Here is a 25,304-nt window from a genome sequence, read left to right on the forward strand (position 1 = left end):
CTTCACCAAGGTTGCGCACATGGTCACATCAGCCCACGAGGGCATGCACCGCATCTTCCAGGAGCGGCCCGAGATCCTGGCTCCCGTGTTCGGAGTACTGGGCGTCCCGTTATCCGCGAAGGCGACCGTGGACGCCGTCGCCACGGACGTGACGGAGACCCGGCCGCTGGAACGCCGCGTGGACACCGTGCTGCGCATCGGCCCGTCCGATGGTGAGGACTTCCTGCTCGCCATCGAGTCGCAGTCGAAACGGGTTCCAGGCAAGGAGGCGAGTTGGGCGTACTACGTCGCATACCTCCAGGCGAAGTACCGCCTGCCCGTGCTGCTTCTCGTGGTCTGTCAGGACGGGGCCACGGCCAAGTGGGCGGCCGGCCCCTTCGATTGCGGGACGCGCGGCTGGACGGCTCAGCGGACATATCCACTGGTCGCAGGGCCGGACAATCTGCCGGTGATCACCGACGCCAGGACCGCGGCGAAGAACCTCCCACTGGCCGTGCTCTCCGCCCTGGCACACGCCCGCAGCGCCGACTGCGGCGCCATACTGAAGGCAATCAGCAGCGCCCTTCAGGAACTCCAGGAAACGGACCCGGACACCGCCGGGTACTTCTTCGACTTCCTGGAAATCAACCTGGGTGACACCCCAGCCGGAAAGAAATGGAAGGAAATCATGTCGTTCGTTAGCTACTTCCCCGGCCGGGGGACGGTCCGTGAGACGGCCTACCTGGAAGGCAAGGCGGAAGGCAAGGCGGAAGGCAAGGCGGAAGGTAAGGCGGAAGGCAAGGTCGAGGACCGCGCATCGCTGATCCTGCGCGTCCTGGAGAAGCACGGAACCCCCGTCACCGAGGACGCGCGGGAGCGCATCACCTCGTGCACTGACCTCGATACCCTCGCGCTCTGGTTCGACCGCTCCCTGACGGCCGCGACGGTCGAGGATCTGTTCGCCGAGGACCCGGAGGTTCCGAGGAGCACTCCTGAAGAGGCCTGAACCGGACCGTGCCGTCACGGCAACGCATCAGGCCGATCTGGTCACCGGGGAGCCGAGCCCCCGGGCGCCGGACGGATCGTAGAGTGCCCGCATGAGCATCATCGGGGTCGGTATCGACGTGGCCGAGATCGACCGGTTCGCGGCGTCGTTGCGGCGTACGCCCGGGCTGGTCGAACGACTGTTTCTGGAGAGCGAGTTGCTGCTGCCCAGCGGGGAGCGGCGCGGTATCGCCTCACTGGCCGTGCGGTTCGCGGCGAAAGAGGCGGTGGCCAAGGCCCTGGGCGCGCCCGGCGGGCTGCACTGGACCGACGCGGAGGTGTACGTCGAGGACAGCGGGCAGCCACGGCTGCGCGTGACCGGCACGGTCGCGGCCCGCGCCGCTGAACTCGGGGTGAAGTCCTGGCACGTGTCGCTCAGTCATGACGCGGGCGTGGCCTCCGCGGTGGTCGTGGCGGAGGGGTAGGTCCGCCCGTGGGCGGCGGCCGTGGGGGAGACTCGGCGGTATGCGTACTGCGTACAGCGTGGAGACGGTGAGGACGGCCGAGCGTTCGCTCATGGCACGGCTTCCGGAGGGGGCGCTGATGCAGCGCGCCGCCGCCGGACTGGCCGCGGCCTGCGCCCAGTTGCTGGGGCGGGTGTACGGCAGCCGGGTCGTACTGCTGGTCGGCAGCGGGGACAACGGCGGTGACGCCCTGTACGCCGGAGCGCGGCTCGCCCGGCGGGGTGCCGGGGTCACGGCCGTGCTGCTCGCTCCCGACCGTACGCACCCGGGCGGGCTCGCGGCGTTGCGCCGGGCGGGCGGGTCCGTCGCGGGGGTCGGGGAGGCCGAGGAACTCGTCCAGCGCGCCGACCTCGTCGTCGACGGGATCGTCGGCATCGGCGGCAAGGGCGGTCTGAGGCCGGACGCCGCACGGCTCGCCGCGCTCTCCGAGACATCACGGGCCATCGTCGTCGCCGTCGACCTGCCGAGCGGCGTCGAGGCCGACAGCGGTGAGGTACGGGGCGCGGCCGTCCGGGCCGATCTGACCGTGACGTTCGGGACGCACAAGCCGGGGCTGTTGATCGACCCCGCGCGGGAGCACGCCGGTTCCGTACGCCTCGTCGACATCGGGCTCGAACTGCCCGAGAAGGCCGATCTGGAGGCGCTTCAGCACGCGGACGTGGCGGCGCTGCTGCCGGCACCGGCAGCCGAGAGCGACAAGTACCGGCGCGGGGTCGTCGGGATCGCCGCCGGGTCCGCGCGCTACCCCGGGGCGGCCGTGCTCGCGGTGGCGGGGGCGCTGCGGGGCGGGGCCGGGGCCGTGCGGTACGTAGGGCCCGCCGGGAGCGCGGTGATCGCCCGCTTCCCGGAGACGCTCGTCTCCGACCGAGGGCCGGCGAAGGCCGGGCGGGTGCAGGCGTGGGTGGTGGGCCCGGGCGCCGGTGACGACGCGGCGACGGTGGCGGAGGTGCTGGAGGCGGACGTGCCGGTGCTCGTCGACGCGGACGGGCTGCGGCTGGCCGACCGCGAGACCGTACGCGGCCGTACGGCGCCGACCCTGATGACCCCGCACGCGGGAGAGGCCGCCGCACTGCTCGGGGTCTCGCGCGAGGAGGTCGAGGGCGCCCGGCTCACGGCGGTACGGGAACTGGCGGCGCGCTACGGGGCCACCGTGCTGCTCAAGGGCTCGACCACGCTGGTGGCGGACCCCGGGGGCGGGCCGGTACGAGTGAACGCCACGGGCACGCCGTGGCTGGCGACCGCGGGGAGCGGGGACGTGCTGTCCGGTCTGGCCGGCTCACTGCTCGCGGCCCGCCTCTCGACGCGGGACGCCGGAAGCGTGGCGGCGTACCTGCACGGCCTCGCGGGCCGGTACGCGGCGAACGGGGCCCCCGCGGGGGCACACGACGTGGCGAACGCGATTCCGCAGGCGTGGCGGGATGCGCGGGGCGCAGCGAGCGTGCGGGGCTGAGTCCCTGCGCGGGTTGAGTGCCTGCGCGGGTTGAGTGCCTGCGCGGCTTGAGCGGTGCGCGGGGCGCGTCTGCTGGTGGGGTCGAGTGGACCGGTAGGGGCTGGTCGGGTGGACTGGGCCGGTGTCTGCGGGTGCGGTCGAGCGGGCCGGTAAGGCTGGTCCGGGTGGAGAGACCGGCGTCTGCGCGAGGGGTTGAGGGCGTCGCAGCGCCGACCGAGCGGAGCGGGCCGGTGCCCGTGACCGGTGTCGAGCCAGTCGGCAGGGCCGAGCGGGTGTGTCGGCGTGGTGCGTGTGGGGCTGAGCGAGTCGGTCTGAAGGGCCACAAGGGCACACACCGGAGCCCCGTCGGAGCCCTCTGAGACACTGGGGCGCGATGACAAGTTCTGAGACAGCACCCCTGCGCGCCCGCGCCGAGATCGACCTGGAGGCCTTGCGGGCCAACGTGCGCGCCCTGCGCGCCGTCGCACCCGGCGCGGCCCTGATGGCCGTGGTCAAGTCGGACGCGTACGGCCACGGGGCGGTGCCGTGCGCCCGCGCGGCCCTCGAAGCGGGCGCCGAATGGCTCGGCACGGCCACGCCCGAGGAGGCCTTCGCCCTGCGCGCGGCCGGGCTGCCGGGCCGCATCCTGTGCTGGCTGTGGACGCCCGGCGGCCCCTGGCGCCGGGCCATCGAGACCGACGTCGACGTGTCCGTGAGTGGACTGTGGGCCCTTCAGGAGGTGCGCGAGGCGGCGGCCGCCGCGGGCGCGCCCGCCCGCGTCCACCTCAAGGCCGACACCGGCCTCGGCCGCAACGGCTGCCAGCCCGGCGACTGGCCCGAACTCGTCGCCGAGGCCCTGCGCGCCCAGGCGGACGGCCTGATCACCGTCGTCGGCCTCTGGTCGCACTTCGCCTGTGCCGACGAACCCGGCCACCCCTCCGTCGAGGCCCAGCTCACCCGCTTCCGCGAGATGGTGGCGTACGCCGAGGAGCAGGGCGTACGGCCGGAGGTGCGGCACATCGCGAACTCGCCGGCCACGCTGACCCTGCCCGAGGCCCACTTCGACCTCATCCGGACCGGGATCGCTCTCTACGGCGTCTCGCCCAGCCCCGAGATCGGCACCCCGGCCGACCTCGGGCTGCGCCCGGTGATGAGCCTGAAGGCCTCGCTCGCCCTGGTGAAGCAGGTCCCCGGCGGCCACGGCGTCAGCTACGGCCATCTCTACACCACCCCCGGCGACACGACGCTCGGCCTGGTCCCCGTCGGTTACGCGGACGGCATCCCGCGCCACGCCTCCGGCACCGGCCCGGTCCTGGTCGACGGCAAGCTGCGCACGGTCGCGGGCCGGATCGCCATGGACCAGTTCGTGGTGGACCTGGGCGGCGACGAGCCCCCGCCCGGCACGGAAGCCGTCCTCTTCGGCCCCGGCGACAACGGCGAGCCCACCGCCGAGGACTGGGCGCAGGCGGCCGGAACCATCGCTTACGAAATCGTGACCCGGATCGGAACCCGCGTCCCTCGCGTCTACGTGAATGTGAACGTAGAAAACGCAGTACGAGCGGGTAACCCACACGGGTGAACCTGGACAGCCGTACGGCAGGACGAGCAGAGCCCCCGGCAAGGAGGAGCGGGACGTGAGCGAGAGCAGCGCGGAGGCCGTGGAGGCCGTCGCGGGCGCAGCCGCCTCTACCGCCGGGAACTGGCGCGTCGCCGGTATCGCCGGCGCCGCGATAGGCGTGGTCGCGGCGGGCGCCGCGGCCGGTGTCGCCATCGAGCGCATGACGGTCGGCCGCGGCATGCGCCGCAAGGCCCGGCTCGCCCTCGACTCGGCGGGACCGTACGGCGCCGTGCGCGGCACCCCCGGCAAGGCGTACGCCGACGACGGCACCGAGTTGTACTACGAGGTCGACGACGTCGAGCCCGAGGGCGGCCCCGCGCCGCGCCGCCGCCGGCTCTTCGGCCGCAAGGCTCCGGCCCCGGTCACTGTCGTCTTCAGCCACGGCTACTGCCTCAACCAGGACTCCTGGCACTTCCAGCGGGCCGCGCTGCGCGGGGTCGTGCGGACCGTGCACTGGGACCAGCGCAGCCACGGCCGCTCCGGTCGCGGCGTCTCCCAGACAGAGGACGGCCTGCCCGTCTCCATCGACCAGCTCGGGCGCGACCTCAAGGCCGTCATAGACGCGGCCGTGCCCGAGGGGCCCATCGTGCTCGTCGGCCACTCCATGGGCGGGATGACGGTCATGGCCCTCGCCGACCAGTTCCCCGAGCTGATCCTCGAACGGGTCGTCGGCGTCGCCCTCGTCGGCACGTCGTCCGGGCGGCTCGGCGAGGTCAACTTCGGTCTGCCCGTCGCGGGCGTCAACGCCGTGCGGCGCATCCTCCCCGGAGTGCTGAAGGCGCTGGGGCAGCAGGCCGCGCTGGTGGAGAAGGGGCGCAGGGCCACCGCCGACCTGTTCGCGGGGATCATCAAGCGGTACTCGTTCGCGGGCCGGGACATCGACCCGGCCGTCGCCCGGTTCGCGGAACGGATGATCGAGGGCACACCGATCGACGTGGTCGCCGAGTTCTACCCGGCGTTCACCGACCACGACAAGACCCAGGCGCTGGCCCGCTTCGCCGAGCTGCCGGTGCTGGTGCTGGCCGGGGTCCAGGACCTGGTCACGCCGAGCGAGCACAGCGAGGCGATCGCCGACCTGCTGCCGGACGCGGAGCTGGTGCTCGTGCCGGACGCCGGGCACCTGGTGATGCTGGAGCACCCCGAGGTCGTCACGGACCGCCTCGCCGACCTGCTCATGCGCTCGGGGGCGGTCCCGGCAGGGGCTACGGTTGGTGGCTATGGAAGCACCAGCACCGCACAGCCCGGCTGAGGCCCCGATGCCGAACGTCACCATCGAGTTCACCGTCACCTCCCCCGAACAGATGCAGGAGCTGGGGCGCCGCCTCGCCAAGCTGCTGCGCCCCGGCGACCTCGTGATGCTGAACGGCGAGCTGGGCGCGGGCAAGACCACGCTGACCCGCGGCCTCGGTGAGGGGCTCGGGGTGCGGGGCGCCGTCACCTCCCCGACCTTCGTGATCGCCCGGGTGCACCCGTCCCTCGGAGACGGCCCGCCGCTGGTCCACGTGGACGCGTACCGCCTGGGCGGCGGGCTCGACGAGATGGAGGACCTCGACCTCGACGTCTCGCTGCCGGACTCGGTGGTCGTCGTGGAGTGGGGCGAGGGCAAGGTCGAGGACCTGACGGACGACCGGCTGCATGTGGTCATCCACCGGGCGGTCGGAGACACGACGGACGAGGTACGTCACGTCACGCTCACGGGCCTGGGACAGCGCTGGACGACGGTGGACCTGGCCGTCCTGTCGGCCTGAGAGACGGTACCGGGCGGGCCCCGAAAGGGGCGCGGGGAACCGCGCGACCAGCCACGGACATCCCGCACATACACAACCGCCAAAGGCCCCATGGCGATGATCACCGGGGGTCCGGGGCGCAGCCCCGTGACGGCACCCCACCCCGGCCCAGTCGCCGGCAGGCACCACGTTCCGACAACTCGTCGGCAAGATGTTGCGCCGCAGGCTCCACGCGTGGTCACATGGAGACGAGGCCGTAGTTAGGTGTACCTAACCGCGCCCGCCCCCGCGACTCCAGGAGGCGTCCATGCCGGCTTCAGAACGAGACGAGGCGCTGCCGCGCGTGGTGGCCGGGGCGGCCAAGGTGTCGATGCGGGACCTGCTGGCGTCGTGCGCCGCGGCGAAGGCGGTCTCCACACCGCCGCGGGATCCCGCACCCGAGGCGCCCCGCGCGACCCCCACGACCCGGGAGCACCGCAGGGCCGCGTAGCCGTCGCGCTACGGGACGGCGACGATCTACTGACTGACGACGTTTTACTGGCTGGCGACGACCGACTGGCTGACGACGACCTACTGGCTGGCGACGACCTACTGGATGACGACGATCTTCTTGTTGCTCGTCGCGAACTCCCACATCGCCCTGCCGTCCGCGGGCAACTCGCGGATCCCGCCCAGCTTCTTGGCGGCGTCGGGCGCGGACGTCGAGCCGTCGACCGCCGCGCTGAAGCCGAACACCACGCTGTCGATCAGCGCGAATCGCACGATGTGCTCGACCGCCTTGCCGTCCGACCCGGTTCCCGCGGCGGTCCGGGAAGTCACCTTGTACGTGCCCGGCACCGGGTCCACCGTCCCCGGCGTCACCTTGAACGTGCGCCGGACCTTGTTGTTCGCGCCGACCAGCCACACCCGGTCGTCGTCGATCGAGTACACGACCCGCTCGCCGGTCCCGGAGGCACCGGGCAGCGCCGTCGGGTTCTTCGTGTCCCGGGGCGACTTCGACGCGGTGACCGTCGGCGACTTCTCCGCCTGCGGCTTGCCCAGCGTGTCGGGCACGTTCGCCGACGCCTGGTAGGCGAGGAAACCGACCGCGGCGATGGCCGCAACGGTGAGCCCGGCCACGAATCCCGAGCTGCTCCTAGCCACCTGTGCCCACCTCTCGACCCCGCGTGGAAGTACTCGTCGCCGTACGCGGACGTACTCGTAGCCGTATCCGTCTTGTACGACTTACCGATTCGCTTATCGATGCGGTCGTACGTCTTTGCTGACGGTAGCAGCAGGTGCGGGCCGGACCCGGTCGGCCGTACGTCGGGCGTGAGCGCCGTAGGCTGTTTGCGTGCTCTTGCTCGCTCTGGATACCGCCACCCCCGCCGTCTCCGTCGCCCTGCACGACGGCACCTCCGTCATCGCCTCATCGAGCCAGGTGGATGCGCGTCGGCACGGGGAACTCCTGCTGCCCGCCGTCGACCGGGTCCTCGCCGAGGCGGGCACGCGGCTCGACGCCGTCACGGCCGTCGTCGTGGGCGTGGGGCCCGGCCCCTATACGGGGCTGCGCGTCGGCCTGATGACCGCCGACACGTTCGGGCTCGCGCTCGGTGTGCCCGTGCACGGCCTGTGCACCCTCGACGGCCTCGCGTACGCCTCCGACCTCGACGTGCCCTTCGTGGTGGCCACGGACGCGCGCCGCAAGGAGGTCTACTGGGCGCGGTACGACAACGCCCGTACGCGCGTCACCGAGCCCGCCGTCGACCGGCCCGCCGAGATCGCGGAAGCGGTCGCGGGCCTGCCCGCCGTCGGCGCCGGCGCACTGCTCTACCCCGACACCTTCCCCCAGGTGCTCGAACCCGAGCACGTCTCGGCGGCCGCGCTCGCGTCCCTGGCGGTGGAGAAGCTGGCGGCGGGCGAGGAGCTCGCCGCGCCCCGTCCGCTGTATCTGCGCCGCCCCGACGCGCAGGTGCCCAAGAACTACAAGGTGGTCACCCCCAAGTGACCGCATCCGTGACGCCCGTGACTCCTGTGACCCCTGTGCTGCGCGAGATGCGCTGGTGGGACATCGATCCCGTGCTGGAGCTGGAGAAGGGTCTGTTCCCCGAGGACGCCTGGTCACGGGGCATGTTCTGGTCCGAGCTGGCGCATTCCCGCGGCCCGGAGGCGACCCGGCGGTACGTCGTGGCCGTCGAGGGCGAGCGGATCGTCGGCTATGCGGGGCTGGCCGCCCAGGGGGACCTGGGAGACATCCAGACCATCGCCGTCGCCCGTGACCACTGGGGCACGGGGCTCGGTGGACGGCTGCTGGCCGAGCTGCTGCGGGCCGCGACCGCGTTCGAGTGCGCCGAGGTGATGCTCGAATGCCGGGTCGACAACGTGCGCGCGCAGAAGCTGTACGAGCGCTTCGGCTTCGAGCCCATCGGGTTCAGGCGCGGCTACTACCAGCCGGGGAACGTGGACGCCCTGGTGATGCGGCTGACCACAGCGCCCGACAGCGGCTCCGCTGCGGGCTCAACCTCCGTACAAGGAAACGAGAACAATGGCTGACGAGCCCCTGGTCCTGGGGATCGAGACCTCCTGCGACGAGACCGGCGTCGGCATCGTCCGCGGCAGCACCCTCCTCGCGGACGCCGTCGCGTCCAGCGTCGACGAGCACGCGCGCTTCGGCGGCGTCGTGCCCGAGGTCGCCTCCCGCGCGCACCTGGAGGCGATGGTGCCGACGATCGACCGGGCGCTGAAGGAAGCGGGGGTGAGCGCGAGAGACCTCGACGGCATCGCGGTCACCGCAGGCCCCGGTCTGGCGGGCGCCCTGCTGGTCGGCGTCTCGGCGGCGAAGGCGTACGCGTACGCGCTGGGCAAGCCGCTGTATGGGGTCAACCACCTCGCCTCCCACATCTGCGTGGACCAGCTGGAGCACGGCGCGCTGCCGGAACCGACGATGGCGCTGCTGGTCAGCGGCGGGCATTCCTCCCTGCTGCTGTCCACGGACATCACCTCGGACGTACGGCCGATGGGCGCGACCATCGACGACGCGGCCGGCGAGGCCTTCGACAAGATCGCGCGCGTGCTGAACCTCGGATTCCCGGGCGGCCCGGTCATCGACCGGTACGCCAAGGAGGGGGACCCGGAGGCGATCGCGTTCCCGCGCGGTCTGACCGGGCCGCGCGACCCCGCGTACGACTTCTCCTTCTCCGGTCTGAAGACGGCCGTGGCCCGCTGGATCGAGGCCAAGCGAGCGGCGGGGGAGGAGGTGCCGGTGCGCGACGTGGCGGCCTCGTTCCAGGAGGCGGTGGTGGACGTACTGACCAGGAAGGCCGTACGGGCCTGCAAGGACGAGGGGGTCGACCACCTGATGATCGGCGGCGGTGTGGCCGCGAACTCCCGTCTGCGCGTGCTGGCTCAGGAGCGCTGCGAGGCGGCCGGTATCCGCCTGCGGGTCCCGCGTCCGAAGCTGTGCACGGACAACGGCGCGATGGTGGCGGCACTCGGTGCGGAGATGGTGGCGCGCGGGCGCGCGGCCTCGGACTGGGACCTCTCGGCGGACTCGTCCCTGCCGGTGACGGACCCGCACGTGCCGGGCACGTCCCACTCCCACGCGCACGACCACGTTCACGAGGTCAGCAAGGAGAACCTGTACTCGTGACGGTCGCGCTGATGTGGGAGGCCCGGGCGACCACCGGACGGGGCGAGGACCTGCTGGCCTGGGCACGGGCCCAGGAGCTGACGCCCTCGCCCCTGCGTCGCGAAACCTTCCGGGCACCCCAGGACCGCGTCCTCGTGATCACCTGGTGGGACGCGGACTACGCGGCCGACCTCCCGGAACTGCCCGAACCGGCCGACGAGTTGGTGACGCGGGCGGTGCACCGGTGGCGGTTCGAGTCGCTGGGGGCATGAGCAACACCACGGCACCCTCACCGCCGAGCCCGCCCCGTACGGCGCCCGCATCGTCGCCCGCATTCCGCTCTCGTTCTCCGGATCGTGACGGATCGGATATTTCCGGTTGACATTTCGAATGTTCTGCTCGCCCTGTGCGTCCGAGCAGGCCCGGTGGAGCGACCTCGGGGATACGATCACGACCATGAAACCCGCGAAGCCCGTGAAAGCGGAGACGACGCAGCGGTCGATGCGGGCGGCGACCCTGGCCGAGATCGCCCGGGAGGCCGGCGTCTCGGCTCCGACTGTTTCGAAGGTGCTCAACGGCCGTGCCGACGTGGCCCCGGCGACCCGCACCCGGGTCGAGGAACTGCTGCGCGCGTACGGATACCACCGCCGCCGGTCCGAGGCCGCCCGCTCGCCCCTCATCGACCTGGTCTTCCACGAGTTGGAGAGCGCCTGGGCGATGGAGGTCATCCGGGGCGTGGAGAAGGTGGCGCGGGACGAGGGCCTGAGTGTCGTGCTTTCCGAGAGCGCGGGGCGGCTCACCCCTGGCCGGACCTGGGCCGACCAGGTCGCCGCCCGTCGCCCGCACGGCGTGATCCTTGTCCTGTCTGACCTGGACGACTCCCAGCGCGCGCTGCTGACCAGCAGATCGATCCCGTTCGTGGTGCTGGATCCAGCCGGTGACCCGGGCGCCGACGTTCCGTCGATCGGCGCCACGAACTGGCAGGGCGGCGTCGCCGCGACCCGGCATCTCGTGGAGCTCGGACATGTGCGCATCGGCGCGATCAGCGGGCCCTCGCGGATGATGTGCAGCCGTGCCCGGGTGGACGGCTACCGGGCGGCGCTGGAGACGGCGGGGCTGCCGGTGGATCCGGAGCTGATCAAGGCCGGGAACTTCCACCACGAGGCAGGCCACCGGCTGGGACTCGAACTGCTGCGCGGGCCGGACCGGCCGACGGCCGTCTTCACCGGCAACGACCTCCAGGCCCTCGGACTGTACGAGGCGGCCCGCGAGCTGGGACTGCGCATACCGGAGGACCTGAGCGTGGTCGGGTTCGACGACCTGCCGGTGGCCCGGTGGGTGGGGCCGCCGCTGACGACCGTACGGCAGCCACTGATGGAGATGGCGGAGGCGGCGGCGAGGCTGGTGCTCGACCTGGGACGCGCGGACCGGGCCCCGGGGGCGACCCGGGTGGAGCTGGCGACGAGTCTGGTGGTGCGCAGCAGTACGGGGGCGCCCCCGGCGTGATCCTGTGACCGTCGTGGCGGAATCGACGTGTTGACGGGTGGGTTCTGCCGCTCCACACTCCTCCGAAGTCAATCGGTCGCACGACCGAAACTTTCGGAGGCACCCGCAATGAGAACCTCCAGAACCCCCACGATCTCCAGAACGTCCTTACGTGCCCGGCTCACCGCCCTCCTCACCGGCGCCGCGGCCATAGGCGCCCTGCTCGCGGCAGTGGACGTCGCTGCGGTGAGGGCGTAGCCCCGTGCCGCGGTGCGGGCGTACCCCGGTGACGCCCCCGTCCCGCACGGCTGACCTGCGCAAACGGGCCGGGAAAAAATTCTCGAAGAAAATCCTCGGGTCGTGTCGATTCGTGGCGCCCCCGTTCGACGCACTGGGTGAGAGGCCGGGAAGAGCCCGGTCGCCGCACCCGAGGAGTCACCATGCCGCGTTACCTGTCGCTCGTGCAGATCGAGGAGAAGACCGCGCCCGCCGAGGGGCCCAGCGAGGAGCTGATGCAGCGGATGGGCGAACTGATCGAGGAGATGACCAAGGCAGGGGTCATGCTCGACACCGCCGGCCTGACCCCGTCCACGCAGGGCACCCAGGTGCGCTGGGAGGGCGGGAAGATCTCCGTCACCGACGGTCCGTTCACCGAGTCCAAGGAGGTCGTCGGCGGTTACGCGCTCATGCAGTGCAAGGACAAGGCCGAGGCGATCGAGTGGACGAAGCGGTTCCTGAAGGCGCACGAGGAGTTCTGGACCGTGACCTGTGAGGTGCGGGAGATCGCCGAGGGGTGAGCGCTGCTTGGCGCCCGCCCGCCGGGGGTGTTGCATGGTGGGCTGTGGAACAGCAGCCCATCGCCGCCCCGGCCCCCGACGACCCCGCCCGTGTCATGGAGACCGTCTTCCGGATCGAGTCCCCGCGCGTCATCGCCGGGGTCGCCCGGATCGTGCGGGACGTCGGGATCGCCGAGGAGCTGGCGCAGGACGCCCTGGTCGCCGCCTTGGAACAGTGGCCGCGGGAGGGCGTGCCCGACAATCCCGGTGCCTGGCTCATGGCCACCGCCAAGCACCGCGCGATCGACCTCGTACGCCGCCGGGAGCGGTACGCGCGCAAGCTGGAGGAGGTCGGGCGGGACCTGGAGGCGGCGCCGTACCACGTCGACGAGCCGTCCGACCCCGACGACATCGACGACGATCTGCTGCGGCTCGTCTTCACCGCCTGCCACCCCGTTCTGTCCGCCGAGTCCCGCATCGCGCTCACCCTGCGTCTGCTCGGCGGGCTGACCACGGCCGAGATCGCCCGTGCGTTCCTCGTGCCGGAGGCCACCGTCGCCCAGCGCATCGTGCGGGCGAAGCGGACGCTCGCGACCAAGGGCGTCGCCTTCGAGGTGCCGTACGGTCCCGAGCGCGAGGCGCGGCTCGGGTCCGTCCTCGAGGTCATCTACCTGATCTTCAACGAAGGGTACGCGGCCACCGCCGGCGACGACCTGCTGCGCCCCGCCCTGTGCGAGGACGCGCTCCGGCTGGCCCGGGTGCTGGCCGAGTTGATGCCCAAGGAGCCCGAAGTCCATGGCCTGGCGGCCCTGGTGGAGCTCCAGTCGTCACGCACGGCCGCCCGCACCGGCCCGTCGGGCGAGCCGGTCCTGCTCAAGGACCAGAACCGCCGCCGCTGGAACCGTCTGCTCGTCCGCCGTGGATTCGCCGCCCTGGGCCGCGCCAACGCCGCCGCCACGGGCGCCCCGGGCCCGTACGCCCTTCAGGCCGCCATCGCCGCGTGCCACGCGCAGGCCTACACGTACGAGGAGACGGACTGGCCGAGGATCGCGACCCTGTACGGCCTGCTCGCCGCCCGGTCACCGTCACCCGTCGTCGAGTTGAACCGCGCGGTCGCCGTCTCGATGGCCGAGGGCCCAGGCCCGGCCCTGGAGATTGTCGACCGGGTCGCCGCCGAACCCGCCCTGCGCGAGTACCACTTGCTGCCCAGCGTCCGAGGCGATCTGCTGGCGCGGCTGGGGCGTACGCAGGAGGCGCGGACCGAGTTCCGGCGGGCCGCCTCCCTCGCCCGCAACGAACGGGAGCGGAAGCTGCTGGAGGAGCGCGCCGAGGACTGCCGCCGGGCCTGATCCCCGCGGGAACGCGGCCAGGCGGGGTGGCCCATGGGAACGCGGCCAGACGGGGTGGCCCATGGGAACGCGGCCAGGCGGGGTGGCCCATGAGAATGCCGCTAGACCGGGTGGCCCATGGGAATGCTGCTAGACCGGGTGCCCCAGCAGCATCGTCGGCGCCCCCGCCACCCGGGTCAGGAACACGGTCACCGCGTTCGGCCCGTGTGTCTTGGGCAGGACCTTCCGGCGCAGTTCCTCCGGCTCGACCGCGGAGCCGCGCTTCTTCACGGTCAGGACTCCGACCTCCCGCTCCCGCAGGAGCGCCTTCAACTTCTTGACGTTGAAGGGGAGCTGGTCGGTGATCTCGTACGCCGTGGCGTACCGGGTGTCGCGGCGCTCGTCCGCCGTCACGTACGCGATCGTCTCGTCGATCAGGCCGCCGTCCAGCTCCTCGGCCACCTCCGCCACCAGGTGCGCGCGGATCGCGGCGCCGTCGGGCTCGTAGAGGTAGCGGCCGAGCGGGCGCACCGGCGGATCGGGCAGGCCGCGGCCGCGCAGTACGCGCGGTCCTGGCAGCAGGGTGGCCCGTACGAGGCCCGGTTGCGTGCCGAACCACAGCACCGCCTCCTTGACGTCCCCGCCGTCCGAGATCCACTCGGCCTCCGCCCCGTCCGGCACCGCCTCGTGCGGGATGCCCGGCGCGACCTTCAGGGCGGCGTGCGGGGCCTGCCGCGCCGTGGCCACGGCCCAGGACAGCGGCGGCGAATACGCCTCCGGGTCGAAGATCCGCCCGCGCCCGCCCCGCCGCGCCGGATCGACGAACACGGCGTCGTACACGGACACGTCCACCTCCGTGACGTCGGCCTCGCGCACCTCGATCAGCGCGGACAGGCCGAGCGCGTCGGCGTTCGCCCGCGCCACCGCCGCCGTCAGCGGGTCTCGGTCCACGGCCAGGACCCGGATGCCGGCCCGGGCGAGTGCGATCGCGTCGCCGCCGATGCCGCAGCACAGGTCGGCGACCGAGGTCACTCCCAGTTCCCTGAAGCGCTCCGCGCGGTAGGCGGCGACCGTGGTGCGGGTGGACTGCTCGACGCCGTTGGGTGTGAAGAACATCCGCTCCGCGTCCTCGGCGGCGAACTTCGCCGCCGCCCGCTCGCGCAGCCGCGCCTGCGCGAGGGCCGCCGAGACCAGTTCGGCGGGGTGCTCGCGGCGCAGCCGGGTGGCGACGGCCAGCTCCTGTGCCGGAGCGGTGCCGCGCACCTCGTCGAGGAGGGCGCGGCCCTCGGGGGTGAGCAGGGAGGCGAAGGAGAGGTCATTCACGGGGTCATTGTCGGCCAGTCGGTGGATGGCGTGCGCGCGGTCGCGGTGTCGGCCCGCCGTGGCCGGGGGCGGCTGAGAGGATCCGGCACCATGCGACTCGTACGACAAAATGACAAAAAGAGTGCAAAGTGCGCCGGAGTTGGGAGGCGTGCGGAGCGTTCAGGGGGCGCTGTGAAGCACGTACGGGGCGCCGGGCCGACCTCCGGGGCGCGTGCCGCCCTCACCGTCCTGGCCGTCACCGCACTGGCATCCGGCTGCACGGAAGCAGCGGTGCGCGGCGCTCACGGTCAGCAGCCCCTGAAGGGGCCGCAGGCGCGCGCCCTCGACGAGTACGACACCAAGTCGCGCGCCTCCTACGCCCAGCGTGCGGCGGCCGCCAAGCGCTGGGGACTGGAGAAGGTGCCGCTGGTCGCGCCCCCGCCCCCGGCGAAGAAGCCGGTGATCACCTTCCGCAAGGGTTTCGAGGTCCGGAACGGCGACGGTCTGCCCCCGGTCTTCACGACCGTCCCCACCGCGAACAGGGTCGTCTTCCTCACCGTCGACGACGGCGCCGAGAAGGACCCCGCGTTCCTGCGGATGATGAGCGACCTGAAAATCCCCTACACGGCGTTTCTCAGTGACTACTTGGTCAAGGAGGACTACGGGTATTTCCGGAGGATGCGCGACCTCGGCGTCACGCTGAACAACCACACCCTGCACCACCCCTACCTCCCGGGGCTGTCGTACGAGGAGCAGAGGCAGGAGATCTGCGGCATGCAGGACGTGATGCGGAAGCAGTTCGGCAGGAGCCCGACGGTCTTCCGGCCGCCTTACGGCAACTACAACGGGGACACCCTGCGTGCCGCCAGGTCCTGCGGCATCAAGTACGCGCCCATCTGGAACGAGGAGGTCTTCGTCGACCACTGGGAGTACCGCGAGCTGGACCACGGCCTGCACCCCGGCGACATCGTCCTGACCCACTTCCGGGGCAGGTCCGAATGGAAGGGCACGATGCCCGACATGATCCGCCGGTTCCTGAAGAAGGTCACGGGCGAGGGGTACGCGGTGGCGCGCCTGGAGGACTACCTGTGAGGGCACGGCGGCAGGCGCGGATGCTGCTGGCGGGATCGCTCGCCGCCGCGCTCCTGGCAGGGGCCGGGGGCTGCGCGCAGTCCGTGGACCCCATCGAACGGCTGGGCAAGAAGGCGGCGCAGAAGGTCCGCACGCAGCACGGGCCGCACGAGGGGACGTATCGCCGCTGGGGGCTCGCCGCCCCGCTCGCGCCCGCGCCCCGGCCGGCCCGTCCCCCGGACTGGGGCTCGGACCCGGCGGAGGGGGGCCTGCCGCCGGTCCTCGACCGGGTCCCCACGCGCGACAAGGTGGTCTTCCTGACGTACGACGAGGGCGCCGAGAGGGACCCCCGGTTCGTCGACATGGTCCGTGAACTGCGGCTGCCGGTCAGCGTGTTCCTCACGGACAGTGCCGTCGGGTCGGGGTACGCGCACGTCGCGCGTCTGCGGGCGGCCGGTGCGGGCATCCAGAACCGGACCCTGGACCACACGGTGCTGCGCGGGCGCCCGTACGACGAGCAGCACGCCGAGATCTGCGGTCAGCGGGACCTGCTGAGATCCCGCCTCGGGCTGCACCCCCGGTTGCTCCGCCCGCCGTACGGCGTGTACGACCGCACGACACTCCGGGCGGCGGCGGACTGCGGTGTCACGGCCGTGATCCTGTGGCACCCCACGGTCATGGACTCCGACGCGTACGGGAGGGGCCCGGCCCTCCGCCCCGGCGACATCGTCCTGCCCCACGAGGGCGGCCGCTCAGCCGCGTCCCTGACCACGGAGACGACCCGCCTCCTGCGCCGCCTCCAGGCGAAGGGATTCACGGTGGGCCGCCTGGAGGACTACCTGTAACCACCTGTGGCAGCACCCACCGATCCGGCGCGCGCCGCAGCGAACTGGCACTCCGCTTGACCGAGTGCTAATCGCGGCCATAGTCTCGGCTCTGGCACTCGCCACCGGAGAGTGCCAACAAAGCGACGGGCAGGTCCGGCACCCGCGACGACGGATCGACCTGGTCGCCACCTCAGACAGTTAACCCCGTGAGATCTCCGAAGGGGGAGGTCGGATCGTGACGACCGCCAGCTCCAAGGTTGCCATCAAGCCGCTCGAGGACCGCATCGTGGTCCAGCCGCTGGACGCCGAGCAGACCACGGCCTCTGGCCTGGTCATCCCGGACACCGCGAAGGAGAAGCCCCAGGAGGGCGTCGTCCTCGCTGTGGGCCCGGGCCGCTTCGAGAACGGCGAGCGCCTTCCGCTCGACGTCAAGACCGGCGACATCGTGCTGTACAGCAAGTACGGCGGCACCGAGGTGAAGTACAGCGGCGAGGAGTACCTCGTCCTCTCGGCTCGCGACGTGCTCGCGATCATCGAGAAGTAATTCACCGAAGCAGACTGCTTTGAGCTGCGCCCCTGGACCCCGCGAGCGTTTGATCAGCCGGGCGCCGGGGGCGCGGTTCGTTCTTCACCGCGATGGCGGCCGTTCCCGCGGGGCGGCCGGAAATCGCAATCGAGAGGACTGAAACGCTCCATGGCGAAGATCCTGAAGTTCGACGAGGACGCCCGTCGCGCCCTCGAGCGCGGCGTCAACAAGCTTGCCGACACGGTCAAGGTGACGATCGGCCCCAAGGGCCGCAACGTCGTCATCGACAAGAAGTTCGGCGCTCCCACCATCACCAACGACGGTGTCACCATCGCCCGCGAGGTCGAGGTCGAGGACCCGTACGAGAACCTCGGCGCCCAGCTGGTGAAGGAGGTGGCGACCAAGACCAACGACATCGCGGGTGACGGTACGACCACCGCCACCGTGCTCGCCCAGGCGCTCGTCCGCGAGGGCCTGAAGAACGTTGCCGCGGGTGCCTCCCCGGCCGCTCTGAAGAAGGGCATCGACGCCGCCGTCAAGGCCGTCTCCGACGATCTGCTGGCGACCGCTCGCCCGATCGAGGAGAAGTCCGACATCGCCGCCGTCGCCGCGCTGTCCGCCCAGGACCAGCAGGTCGGCGAGCTCATCGCCGAGGCGATGGACAAGGTCGGCAAGGACGGTGTCATCACCGTCGAGGAGTCCAACACCTTCGGTCTGGAGCTGGACTTCACCGAGGGCATGGCCTTCGACAAGGGCTACCTGTCGCCGTACTTCGTGACGGACCAGGAGCGCATGGAGGCCGTCCTCGACGACCCGTACATCCTCATCAACCAGGGCAAGATCTCCGCGATCGCGGACCTGCTGCCGCTGCTGGAGAAGGTCATCCAGGCCGGCTCCTCCAAGCCGCTGCTGATCATCGCCGAGGACCTCGAGGGCGAGGCCCTGTCCACCCTCGTCGTCAACAAGATCCGCGGCACCTTCAACGCCGTCGCCGTGAAGGCCCCCGGCTTCGGTGACCGCCGCAAGGCGATGCTCCAGGACATGGCGGTCCTCACCGGCGCCACGGTCATCTCCGAGGAGGTCGGCCTCAAGCTCGACCAGGTCGGCCTGGACGTGCTGGGCTCCGCCCGCCGCGTCACGGTCACCAAGGACGACACGACCATCGTCGACGGCGGCGGCAAGTCCGAGGACGTCGTGGGCCGCGTCGCCCAGATCAAGGCCGAGATCGAGAACACGGACTCCGACTGGGACCGCGAGAAGCTCCAGGAGCGCCTCGCGAAGCTGGCCGGCGGCGTGTGCGTGATCAAGGTCGGCGCCGCCACCGAGGTGGAGCTGAAGGAGAAGAAGCACCGCCTGGAGGACGCCATCTCCGCGACCCGCGCCGCGGTCGAGGAGGGCATCGTCTCCGGTGGTGGCTCCGCGCTGGTCCACGCCGCCAAGGTCCTCGAGGGCAACCTCGACAAGACCGGCGACGAGGCCACCGGTGTCGCCGTCGTCCGCCGCGCGGTCGTCGAGCCGCTGCGCTGGATCGCCGAGAACGCCGGCCTGGAGGGTTACGTCATCACCTCCAAGGTCGCCGAGCTCGACAAGGGCCAGGGCTTCAACGCCGCCACCGGCGAGTACGGCGACCTGGTCAAGGCCGGCGTCATCGACCCGGTGAAGGTCACCCGCTCCGCCCTGGAGAACGCCGCCTCCATCGCCTCCCTGCTGCTCACGACCGAGACCCTGGTCGTCGAGAAGAAGGAAGAGGAGGAGCCGGCCGCGGCCGGCCACGGCCACGGTCACGCCCACTGACGCGGACCGCACGCAGTACGAGTGAAGGCCCGGTGCCCCTGAGGGCGCCGGGCCTTCGCCCTGTCCCGCCCGGCTAGGTCTCCAGCTCGTCGAGCGCACCGAGCTGCGCCATCAGCCCGAGCCGGTCGTACTGCCACCAACCCTCGGCGATCTTCCCGGCGTCGGCGCAGCGGAAGATGGTCGCGCCGGTCATGGTGACATTCCTGCTGGTGGCCGGAATCCCGAGGAATTCGCCCGTGTGCCGTGCCTTCCAGGTCCACCGGGCGCACACCTTGTCCCCCTCGGCGATCTGGTCCTCGACGATGAACGCGAAGTCGAAGCCGCTCCGCCACATCTCCAGCTCGCGGCGTATCGCGTCCATACCGATGACGTCCTGCACATTGGCGGGATCGTGGTGGTGGTAGCTCTCGGTGAGCAGTCCGTCGAGCGGCGGCAGCTCACCCCTCATGGCGATGAGCTCGAAGAACCGCCGGACGTTGGCCGCGTTCAACTGGTCGTCCCGCACCACCTCCAGGTCCGTGAAGGTGGGCATCTCGTGGCACAGCGCGACCATGTCGTGGAAGATCTGGTCGGTCTCCGGAAGGTTCGAGTTCCGCATCGCCTCCTCGTACGACGGGAACTCCACGATCTCGATGAAGTGCGAGGCGTCGGACCTGTCCTTGCCGACCAGGCTGTGGGTCGCGGTCCGTTTGCCCCCGGTCTGTTCGAGCCATGTGTCCATGAGCCGGTTCATCTCGTCGAATCGGCTGGTCTTGCAGTCGATGACCTGCACAAATGTCATGACGCCGCCTCCGGCCCCCCTGGGTCCGGTCGATACGGTCATTTTCCCACCCGAGGGGCGGCGTCACCCGTCCTGCTGCGGCCCGTACGTGCGTCATCGGGCGGCCGGTACCCGCCTGTACGCCCGTGCCCGTGCCCGTACCCGTGCCCGTACCCGTGCCTGTACGCGTCTCCCGGCGCGGTCGCAGGCGCGCGTGTCTGTCCTACTGAGGCCCGTACTTGCGGCCCGTACGCGAGCTGATCCCGCCGAGCAGCGCGCGCGGTGTCACCTTCACCACGCCCATCAGCGCCTTGTACCGCGGGTCCGGAATGGACAGCGACTTGCCCCGGGCCAGGTCCGCGAGCGCCGTGGCCACCAGCTTGTCCGCGTCCAGCCACATCCAGTTCGGGATGTTGTCGGTGCCCATCCCGGCCCGCTGGTGGAACTCCGTACGCACGAAGCCCGGGCACAGCGCCATCAGCCGTACGCCGGACCCGGCCAGGTCCTTCGCCGCGCCCTGCGTGAACTGCACGACCCACGCCTTGGAGGCGCCGTACGTGCCCCGCGGCACGAACGCCGCGACCGACGCCACGTTGACGATCCCGCCGCGGCCACGCGTGCGCATCGCCTCCGCCGCAGCGCTCGTCAGCCGTAGTACGGCCTCGCAGTGCACCTTGAGCATCCGCAGCTCGTCGGCCATCGGCACATCGAGATACCGGCCCTTGTTGCCGAAGCCCGCGTTGTTGACGAGCAGGTCGACGGGGTTCTTGAGGTCGGCCAGGCGCGCGGCCACCGCCTCGATGCCGTCGTCGGTCGCCAGGTCCGCCGTCAGCACCTCCACCTCGATGCCGTGCCGGTCGTGCAACTCGGTCGCCTGCTCCCGCAGCCGCTTGGTGTCTCGTGCCACCAGGACGAGGTCATGCCCGTCGGCGGCGAGCCGCCGTGCGAACGCGGCGCCGATGCCCGCGGTCGATCCCGTAATCAGAGCCGTTGTCATGGCCCAAAGATAGTGACCACAGTGACCCGGACTGAGAGAGTCCGCATCCCGGACGGGCACGTTCACCGGCCCCGCCGCCAACGTCCGTACGGTTTCCCTCAGTTCTTCGCCGCGTGTTCCCTCAGTTCTTCGCCGCGTGCTTCCGCGTGTACTCCCGGGCCGCCGTCGAGATCTCCGAGTGCAGCGCGTCGCCCGCCGCCAACAGGCTCGGCAGCAGGTGCCGTTCCGTCGTCGACGCCCGGAACTGGAGGGCGACGGTGATGTCGTGATCGGGCCGGTGCACGACCTCGATGGCGTCGCCGGCCCGTATCTCACCCGGCTCGACCACCCGCAGATACGCGCCGGGCGCGCCCTTCTGCGTGAACCGCCTGACCCAGCCGCGCTCGCCCACGTGCTCCTGGAAGGTGCGGCACGGGATCCGCCCGGAGGTGACCTCCAGCACCACCTCGGACCCGATGCGCCAGCGCTCGCCGATCCGCGCGCCGGACACGTCGAGCCCCTGCGTGGTGAGGTTCTCGCCGAAGGATCCGCTCGGCAGCGGCCGGCCCAGCTCTCGCTCCCAGTCGTCCAGGTCCTCGCGAGCCACCGCGTACACCGCCTGGTCGTCGCCACCGTGGTGCCGCAGGTCGCACACGGTGTCCCCGGCGACCCCGCTCGCGCCCGTCCCCTTGGGCCCGGGAGCGGCCACCCGCACCGGCCCGTCCACCGGCTGCTTGTCGATGCCGGTCAGACCCTCCGGCTGGTCGGTGTAGTCGACGGCCTTGGGCCGGCCCAGGTTCACAGACAGAAGCTTCATGTCCGCACGGTAGGGGATGGGCAGTCAAAGCGTCGACGCATTATTGGCCGCCATGTCCAAGATTCGCTTATGCTCACGGAGTGATAGAGGCTCGACATCTCCGTGTGCTGCGCGCCGTGGCCGCCACCGGCTCCTTCTCTGCGGCGGGGCGCGAGCTGGGCTGCACCCAGCCCGCCGTCAGTCAGCAGATGAAGGCGCTGGAGACGTCCGTCGGCACGCCGCTGCTGATCCGCAGCGGCCGCGAGATGCGCCTGACGCAGGCCGGCGAGGCGCTGGTGCGCCACGCGGCCGGCATCCTCGCGGGGCTGACGGCCGCAGAGGAGGAGGTCGCCGCCATCGCCGGCCTCAGGGCCGGCCGCGTCCGCCTCGTCTCCTTCCCGAGCGGCAGCTCCACGCTCGTCCCCACCGCGCTCGCCGCCCTGCGCGCCGCACACCCCGGAACCCGGGTCTCCCTGGAGGAGGCCGAACCGCCCGAGTCCGTCGAGAAGCTGCGCGCCGGCGACTGCGACATCGCGCTCGCCTTCCGCTACGAGGGCGCGGCGGGCGCCGAGGAGTGGGACGACCTGGTCGTACGTCCCCTGCTCACCGACCGGCTCGTCGCCCTCGTCCCCGAGGCGCACCGGCTGGCGCGCGCGGCGTCGGTCGCCATCGGCGAACTCGCCGGGGAGCCGTGGATCGCTGGCTGCCCGCGCTGCCGGGGGCAGTTGGTGGAGGCGTGCCGGAGCGCCGGCTTCATGCCCCGCATCGACTTCGCGACCGACGACTATCCGGCGGTGGTCGGCCTGGTCGGCGCCGGTCTGGGCGTGGCCGTCCTGCCGCAGCTCGCGATCGAGTCCGTACGCCCGAGGGGTGCACGCCCGGTCACGCTGGAACCCGCGGTGCAGCGGCAGATCGTCGCGCTCACCCTGCCGGACCTGGCCCAGGTACCGGCGGTGGCGGCAACGCTGGAGGAACTGGCCCGGGCGGCGGTTCGCCAGCCATAGCCAGGGACGTGTGCCTCCCTGAGAACACCCCTGAAATTGGCCCTTTGGGCCTGAAATGCTCCTGAAAGTGGCCGCTTGGGCCTGAAACGCCCCCGAAAGTGGCCCCTTGGGCCTGAATGCCCCCTCAGCCCCCTCAAAGCGGCCCTTTGGGCCTTGAAACGCCCCCGAACGCCCCCGAAGCAGCCCTTTGGCCGTACAACGCCCCCCGAGCCGGCCCCCTGGGCCATGCCCGCCCCTAAAACAGCCCCCAGGACGGTACCCCGCCCCAAAAGTCGGGGCACGCGTGCGTGCCCGTTTTGTAGAAACGTTCCTTCAGTTGTTCGAGGCGGCGGAGCCCCCGCTGGACGTGGACGCCGGTACCAGCCGGTTCCGTGCCCGTCCCATGAGCTCTTCGCGCTCGTCCTCGGTCAGTCCGCCCCACACGCCGTACGGCTCGCGCACCGCCAGTGCGTGGGCCGCGCACTCCGCGCGTACGGGGCACCTCATGCAGACCTCTTTGGCCGAGTTCTCACGAGCGCTCCGGGCCGCGCCACGTTCACCCTCCGGATGGAAGAAGAGCGAGCTGTCGACCCCACGGCAGGCCGCATGGAGCTGCCAGTCCCACAGATCCGCGTTCGGACCGGGAAGGCGGGAGAAATCTGCCATTGCGTGTCCCCTTGTTGCCGTTCTGGGCGGATACCTGCCCCCGACCGTACATCGACGATCTAAGGAGATGAAAATATGACTCATTGCGAATCTAGCCCCAGACGCCAGTTAACGGGAAGAAAAGCGTCTAAATGGGGCATGGGTTGTGATGAAAGTTCGAGGGTCCGCCGCGCATGTCTGCACCGTGTCCGCGCCCTCACGTACAGTGCCGAAGATGGCTCGCTGCACCGTAACTCTTTCGAGTGACCATCGTTGAGAGTGCGGAGGCGGTTGAAAGAACAAGCGCTCGGGCAGGCGTCCGAGGGCGTCGACCGCACAGGTGACGATTCGTACCAGCCTGGAGGCTCAAGGTGACGCGCATCAGCTGCGGAGGGCGGTCATGACATCCGTCCTCGTCTGCGACGACTCCCCGCTTGCCCGAGAGGCGCTCCGCCGCGCGGTGGCGACCGTGCCCGGCGTCGAGCGCGTGACGACGGCGGCCAACGGCGAGGAAGTCCTCCGCCGCTGGGGGGCCGACCGCTCGGACCTGATTCTGATGGACGTACGCATGCCCGGTCTGGGCGGCGTCGAGACGGTCCGGCGGCTGCTGTCCGCCGACCCCGGTGCACGCATCATCATGCTCACCGTCGCCGAGGACCTCGACGGGGTGGCGCTCGCGGTCGCCGCCGGCGCGCGTGGCTATCTGCACAAGGACGCCTCGCGCGCGGAGCTGCGGGCGACCGTCACGCAGGCGCTCGCCGACCCGACCTGGCGGCTCGCGCCACGACGGCTGCGCTCGGCCGAGATGGGTGCCGCGCCGACGCTCACCGCCCGCGAGATCCAAGTTCTCGAGGGCATGAGCCACGGCCGCTCCAACGCGGAGATCGGTCGCGAGCTCTTCCTCTCCGAGGACACCGTGAAGACGCACGCCCGTCGGCTGTTCAAGAAGCTCGGCGCCTCCGACCGCGCGCACGCGGTGGCGCTCGGCTTCCGTTGGGGCCTGGTCCGCTAAGTGGACCATCGCGGGGGTACGCGGATCCCCGCCTGCCGCACGGTGGGCGGGGCGCGGCGATCCCAGGGAAGTTCAGGCATGCCCCGAACGGCGCGGGACCGCACCCGCATGCCCCTGGAGTCGCTTGTCAACGAGGCCCGCCGGGCGCCCGCTGCTCGTTTCGCCGCGGATGCCGCATCCTTGGAGGTGTGGAGTTCCTCGGGGACGAGTCGATCGAGCGGGAGGGGAGGGCGCAGGAGATGAGTTCCGGCGCACCTGCTCATAACGCTTCGGTGCACAACTACGGACGCGGTGCCACGGACCGGACCACGCCAAGGCACCATGGACCGATGCGCGACGACGGGACAACGGTGATCGGTGCGCTCGTCCATCGCGCCGTCGACGGCGACGAGCAGGCGACACACGACCTGCTCGCCCGCGTTCACCCTCTGGCCCTGCGCTACTGCCGTACGCGCCTGTCCAGACTGCCCGGCGACGCCCGGCACTTCGTCGAGGACCTGGCCCAGGAGGTCTGCGTCGCGGTGCTCCTCGCGCTGCCGCGCTACAAGGACACCGGGCGCCCCTTCGAGGCGTTCGTCTTCGCCATCGCGGCGCACAAGGTCGCGGACCTGCAACGGGCCGCGATGCGTCATCCGGGCTCGACGGCGGTCCCGTCGGACGAGATGCCGGAACGCCCGGACGACTCGCTGGGCCCCGAGGAGCGGGCGCTGCTGAGCAGCGACGCCGAGTGGGCCAAGAAACTCCTGGCCAACCTCCCCGAGAACCAGCGCGAGCTGCTGCTGCTGCGGATCGCGGTGGGCTTGACGGCCGAGGAAACGGGCCAGATGTTGGGAATGTCACCAGGAGCGGTGAGGGTGGCGCAACACAGGGCGCTGAGCAGGCTGCGGGCGCTCGCGGAACAGTAGGGCTGTCCCTTTTTTTCGCCGCAACGGTGACCAGCCAGGACGGCGCAGTCTGGGGGCCCCTCCCACGCCTTTCAAGGCAGTGGGGGAGGTGCCGAACCCTGCTTGGCCCGTGCGGCACACGGCCTCCGGGCCCTACTTGAACAGGCAGGTCGCCGACTCCGTACGAACATACGAAGCCGGGCCGCCCCTAGAACCGTGGAATGAGAGACCCATGCTTCCCGTTAGCATGGACATCCGCACCGATCAAGGC

General features: G+C 71.2%; 27 protein-coding genes. 21 read left to right on the forward strand and 6 right to left on the reverse strand.

Features of this window, described 5'->3' with window-relative positions; all coding sequences use genetic code 11:
• Positions 1-19: 19 nt before the first annotated feature.
• The 7 genes from Q2K21_RS03705 to Q2K21_RS03735 all read left to right on the forward strand — a co-directional run bounded on the left by Q2K21_RS03705 (position 20) and on the right by Q2K21_RS03735 (position 6,751).
• A complete protein-coding gene (locus Q2K21_RS03705) occupies positions 20-985 on the forward strand; it encodes an RpnC/YadD family protein (RefSeq protein WP_310765042.1) in 966 nt (321 codons plus the stop codon).
• A 91-nt stretch (positions 986-1,076) separates the two neighbouring features.
• Positions 1,077-1,448: a holo-ACP synthase gene (locus Q2K21_RS03710; RefSeq protein ID WP_310765043.1), complete on the forward strand. Its 372-nt coding sequence runs from the start codon at positions 1,077-1,079 to the stop codon at positions 1,446-1,448.
• A 40-nt stretch (positions 1,449-1,488) separates the two neighbouring features.
• Positions 1,489-2,937, forward strand: a complete 1,449-nt coding sequence (locus tag Q2K21_RS03715; protein ID WP_310765045.1) for an NAD(P)H-hydrate dehydratase — start codon at positions 1,489-1,491, stop codon at positions 2,935-2,937.
• 373 nt (positions 2,938-3,310) lie between these two features.
• Positions 3,311-4,495: an alanine racemase gene (gene alr, locus Q2K21_RS03720; RefSeq protein ID WP_310765047.1), complete on the forward strand. Its 1,185-nt coding sequence runs from the start codon at positions 3,311-3,313 to the stop codon at positions 4,493-4,495.
• A gap of 55 nt (positions 4,496-4,550) precedes the next feature.
• The gene (locus Q2K21_RS03725) at positions 4,551-5,783 is read left to right on the forward strand and encodes an alpha/beta fold hydrolase (RefSeq protein ID WP_310765049.1); all 1,233 of its coding nucleotides are present in this window, start codon (positions 4,551-4,553) and stop codon (positions 5,781-5,783) included.
• Positions 5,752-6,282 carry a tRNA (adenosine(37)-N6)-threonylcarbamoyltransferase complex ATPase subunit type 1 TsaE gene (gene tsaE / locus Q2K21_RS03730; RefSeq protein WP_310765051.1) on the forward strand — a complete coding sequence of 177 codons (531 nt, stop codon included), beginning with the start codon at positions 5,752-5,754 and terminating at the stop codon, positions 6,280-6,282. Before Q2K21_RS03725 ends, tsaE begins: the two co-directional genes overlap by 32 nt.
• A gap of 286 nt (positions 6,283-6,568) precedes the next feature.
• Positions 6,569-6,751 carry a hypothetical protein gene (locus tag Q2K21_RS03735; RefSeq protein WP_310765053.1) on the forward strand — a complete coding sequence of 61 codons (183 nt, stop codon included), beginning with the start codon at positions 6,569-6,571 and terminating at the stop codon, positions 6,749-6,751.
• Positions 6,752-6,849: 98 nt separating this feature from the next.
• Here the strand turns inward: Q2K21_RS03735 and Q2K21_RS03740 are convergent, their stop codons facing one another.
• The gene (locus Q2K21_RS03740) at positions 6,850-7,404 is read right to left on the reverse strand and encodes a hypothetical protein (protein WP_310765056.1); all 555 of its coding nucleotides are present in this window, start codon (positions 7,402-7,404) and stop codon (positions 6,850-6,852) included.
• 190 nt (positions 7,405-7,594) lie between these two features.
• Here Q2K21_RS03740 and tsaB point away from each other — a divergent pair, with 190 nt between their 5' ends.
• From tsaB to Q2K21_RS03775, 7 genes are all read left to right on the forward strand, one after another.
• The gene (gene tsaB, locus Q2K21_RS03745) at positions 7,595-8,248 is read left to right on the forward strand and encodes a tRNA (adenosine(37)-N6)-threonylcarbamoyltransferase complex dimerization subunit type 1 TsaB (RefSeq protein ID WP_310765058.1); all 654 of its coding nucleotides are present in this window, start codon (positions 7,595-7,597) and stop codon (positions 8,246-8,248) included.
• A 47-nt stretch (positions 8,249-8,295) separates the two neighbouring features.
• Positions 8,296-8,793 (forward strand): ribosomal protein S18-alanine N-acetyltransferase, encoded by a 498-nt coding sequence (gene rimI, locus Q2K21_RS03750; RefSeq protein ID WP_310780597.1) that lies wholly within the window; start codon positions 8,296-8,298, stop codon positions 8,791-8,793.
• Positions 8,786-9,889 (forward strand): tRNA (adenosine(37)-N6)-threonylcarbamoyltransferase complex transferase subunit TsaD, encoded by a 1,104-nt coding sequence (gene tsaD, locus Q2K21_RS03755; RefSeq protein WP_310765060.1) that lies wholly within the window; start codon positions 8,786-8,788, stop codon positions 9,887-9,889. The genes rimI and tsaD overlap by 8 nt, the downstream gene beginning before the upstream one ends.
• Entirely contained in the window at positions 9,886-10,140 is a 255-nt protein-coding gene (locus tag Q2K21_RS03760) for a hypothetical protein (protein ID WP_310765062.1), read from the forward strand. Before tsaD ends, Q2K21_RS03760 begins: the two co-directional genes overlap by 4 nt.
• A 184-nt stretch (positions 10,141-10,324) precedes the next feature.
• Positions 10,325-11,374 (forward strand): LacI family DNA-binding transcriptional regulator, encoded by a 1,050-nt coding sequence (locus tag Q2K21_RS03765; protein WP_310765064.1) that lies wholly within the window; start codon positions 10,325-10,327, stop codon positions 11,372-11,374.
• A 419-nt stretch (positions 11,375-11,793) separates the two neighbouring features.
• Positions 11,794-12,150: a YciI family protein gene (locus Q2K21_RS03770; RefSeq protein ID WP_310765066.1), complete on the forward strand. Its 357-nt coding sequence runs from the start codon at positions 11,794-11,796 to the stop codon at positions 12,148-12,150.
• 95 nt (positions 12,151-12,245) lie between these two features.
• On the forward strand, positions 12,246-13,478 hold the full coding sequence (locus tag Q2K21_RS03775) for an RNA polymerase sigma factor (RefSeq protein WP_310780599.1): 1,233 nt from the start codon (positions 12,246-12,248) through the stop codon (positions 13,476-13,478).
• A gap of 129 nt (positions 13,479-13,607) precedes the next feature.
• On the opposite strand, the gene Q2K21_RS03780 is transcribed toward Q2K21_RS03775, so the two are convergent.
• Positions 13,608-14,780 (reverse strand): class I SAM-dependent methyltransferase, encoded by a 1,173-nt coding sequence (locus Q2K21_RS03780; protein WP_310765068.1) that lies wholly within the window; start codon positions 14,778-14,780, stop codon positions 13,608-13,610.
• Positions 14,781-14,870: 90 nt separating this feature from the next.
• On the opposite strand from Q2K21_RS03780, the gene Q2K21_RS03785 reads away from it, so the two are divergent.
• The 4 genes from Q2K21_RS03785 to groL all read left to right on the forward strand — a co-directional run bounded on the left by Q2K21_RS03785 (position 14,871) and on the right by groL (position 18,977).
• Positions 14,871-15,851, forward strand: a complete 981-nt coding sequence (locus Q2K21_RS03785; protein WP_310765071.1) for a polysaccharide deacetylase family protein — start codon at positions 14,871-14,873, stop codon at positions 15,849-15,851.
• Positions 15,852-15,871: 20 nt separating this feature from the next.
• On the forward strand, positions 15,872-16,675 hold the full coding sequence (locus tag Q2K21_RS03790; RefSeq protein ID WP_310780601.1) for a polysaccharide deacetylase family protein: 804 nt from the start codon (positions 15,872-15,874) through the stop codon (positions 16,673-16,675).
• Positions 16,676-16,892: 217 nt separating this feature from the next.
• Entirely contained in the window at positions 16,893-17,201 is a 309-nt protein-coding gene (groES, locus tag Q2K21_RS03795; protein WP_008747517.1) for a co-chaperone GroES, read from the forward strand.
• 150 nt (positions 17,202-17,351) lie between these two features.
• Complete coding sequence (gene groL / locus Q2K21_RS03800) at positions 17,352-18,977, forward strand: chaperonin GroEL (RefSeq protein ID WP_310765078.1); 1,626 nt, start codon at positions 17,352-17,354, stop codon at positions 18,975-18,977.
• Positions 18,978-19,050: 73 nt separating this feature from the next.
• On the opposite strand, the gene Q2K21_RS03805 is transcribed toward groL, so the two are convergent.
• From Q2K21_RS03805 to Q2K21_RS03815, 3 genes are all read right to left on the reverse strand, one after another.
• Positions 19,051-19,758, reverse strand: coding sequence for an ester cyclase (locus tag Q2K21_RS03805; protein WP_310765080.1), 708 nt, complete (start codon positions 19,756-19,758; stop codon positions 19,051-19,053).
• A 202-nt stretch (positions 19,759-19,960) separates the two neighbouring features.
• Positions 19,961-20,734: an SDR family NAD(P)-dependent oxidoreductase gene (locus Q2K21_RS03810; RefSeq protein ID WP_310765082.1), complete on the reverse strand. Its 774-nt coding sequence runs from the start codon at positions 20,732-20,734 to the stop codon at positions 19,961-19,963.
• A gap of 121 nt (positions 20,735-20,855) precedes the next feature.
• Complete coding sequence (locus tag Q2K21_RS03815; RefSeq protein ID WP_310765084.1) at positions 20,856-21,530, reverse strand: MOSC domain-containing protein; 675 nt, start codon at positions 21,528-21,530, stop codon at positions 20,856-20,858.
• A gap of 80 nt (positions 21,531-21,610) precedes the next feature.
• On the opposite strand from Q2K21_RS03815, the gene Q2K21_RS03820 reads away from it, so the two are divergent.
• Positions 21,611-22,513 carry a LysR family transcriptional regulator gene (locus Q2K21_RS03820; RefSeq protein WP_310765086.1) on the forward strand — a complete coding sequence of 301 codons (903 nt, stop codon included), beginning with the start codon at positions 21,611-21,613 and terminating at the stop codon, positions 22,511-22,513.
• Between the two features lie 312 nt (positions 22,514-22,825).
• On the opposite strand, the gene Q2K21_RS03825 is transcribed toward Q2K21_RS03820, so the two are convergent.
• Entirely contained in the window at positions 22,826-23,158 is a 333-nt protein-coding gene (locus tag Q2K21_RS03825; protein ID WP_310765088.1) for a WhiB family transcriptional regulator, read from the reverse strand.
• A gap of 379 nt (positions 23,159-23,537) precedes the next feature.
• Between Q2K21_RS03825 and Q2K21_RS03830 the strand changes: the two genes are divergently transcribed.
• Together Q2K21_RS03830 and Q2K21_RS03835 are read left to right on the forward strand one after the other, a co-directional pair.
• Positions 23,538-24,149, forward strand: a complete 612-nt coding sequence (locus tag Q2K21_RS03830) for a response regulator transcription factor (protein ID WP_003948568.1) — start codon at positions 23,538-23,540, stop codon at positions 24,147-24,149.
• A gap of 329 nt (positions 24,150-24,478) precedes the next feature.
• Positions 24,479-25,054: a sigma-70 family RNA polymerase sigma factor gene (locus tag Q2K21_RS03835; protein ID WP_310765333.1), complete on the forward strand. Its 576-nt coding sequence runs from the start codon at positions 24,479-24,481 to the stop codon at positions 25,052-25,054.
• The last annotated feature ends 250 nt before the right edge of the window (positions 25,055-25,304 follow it).

It is taken from the genome of Streptomyces sp. CGMCC 4.7035, assembly GCF_031583065.1.
In the GTDB taxonomy this organism is placed as follows: Bacteria; Actinomycetota; Actinomycetes; order Streptomycetales; family Streptomycetaceae; genus Streptomyces; species Streptomyces yaanensis.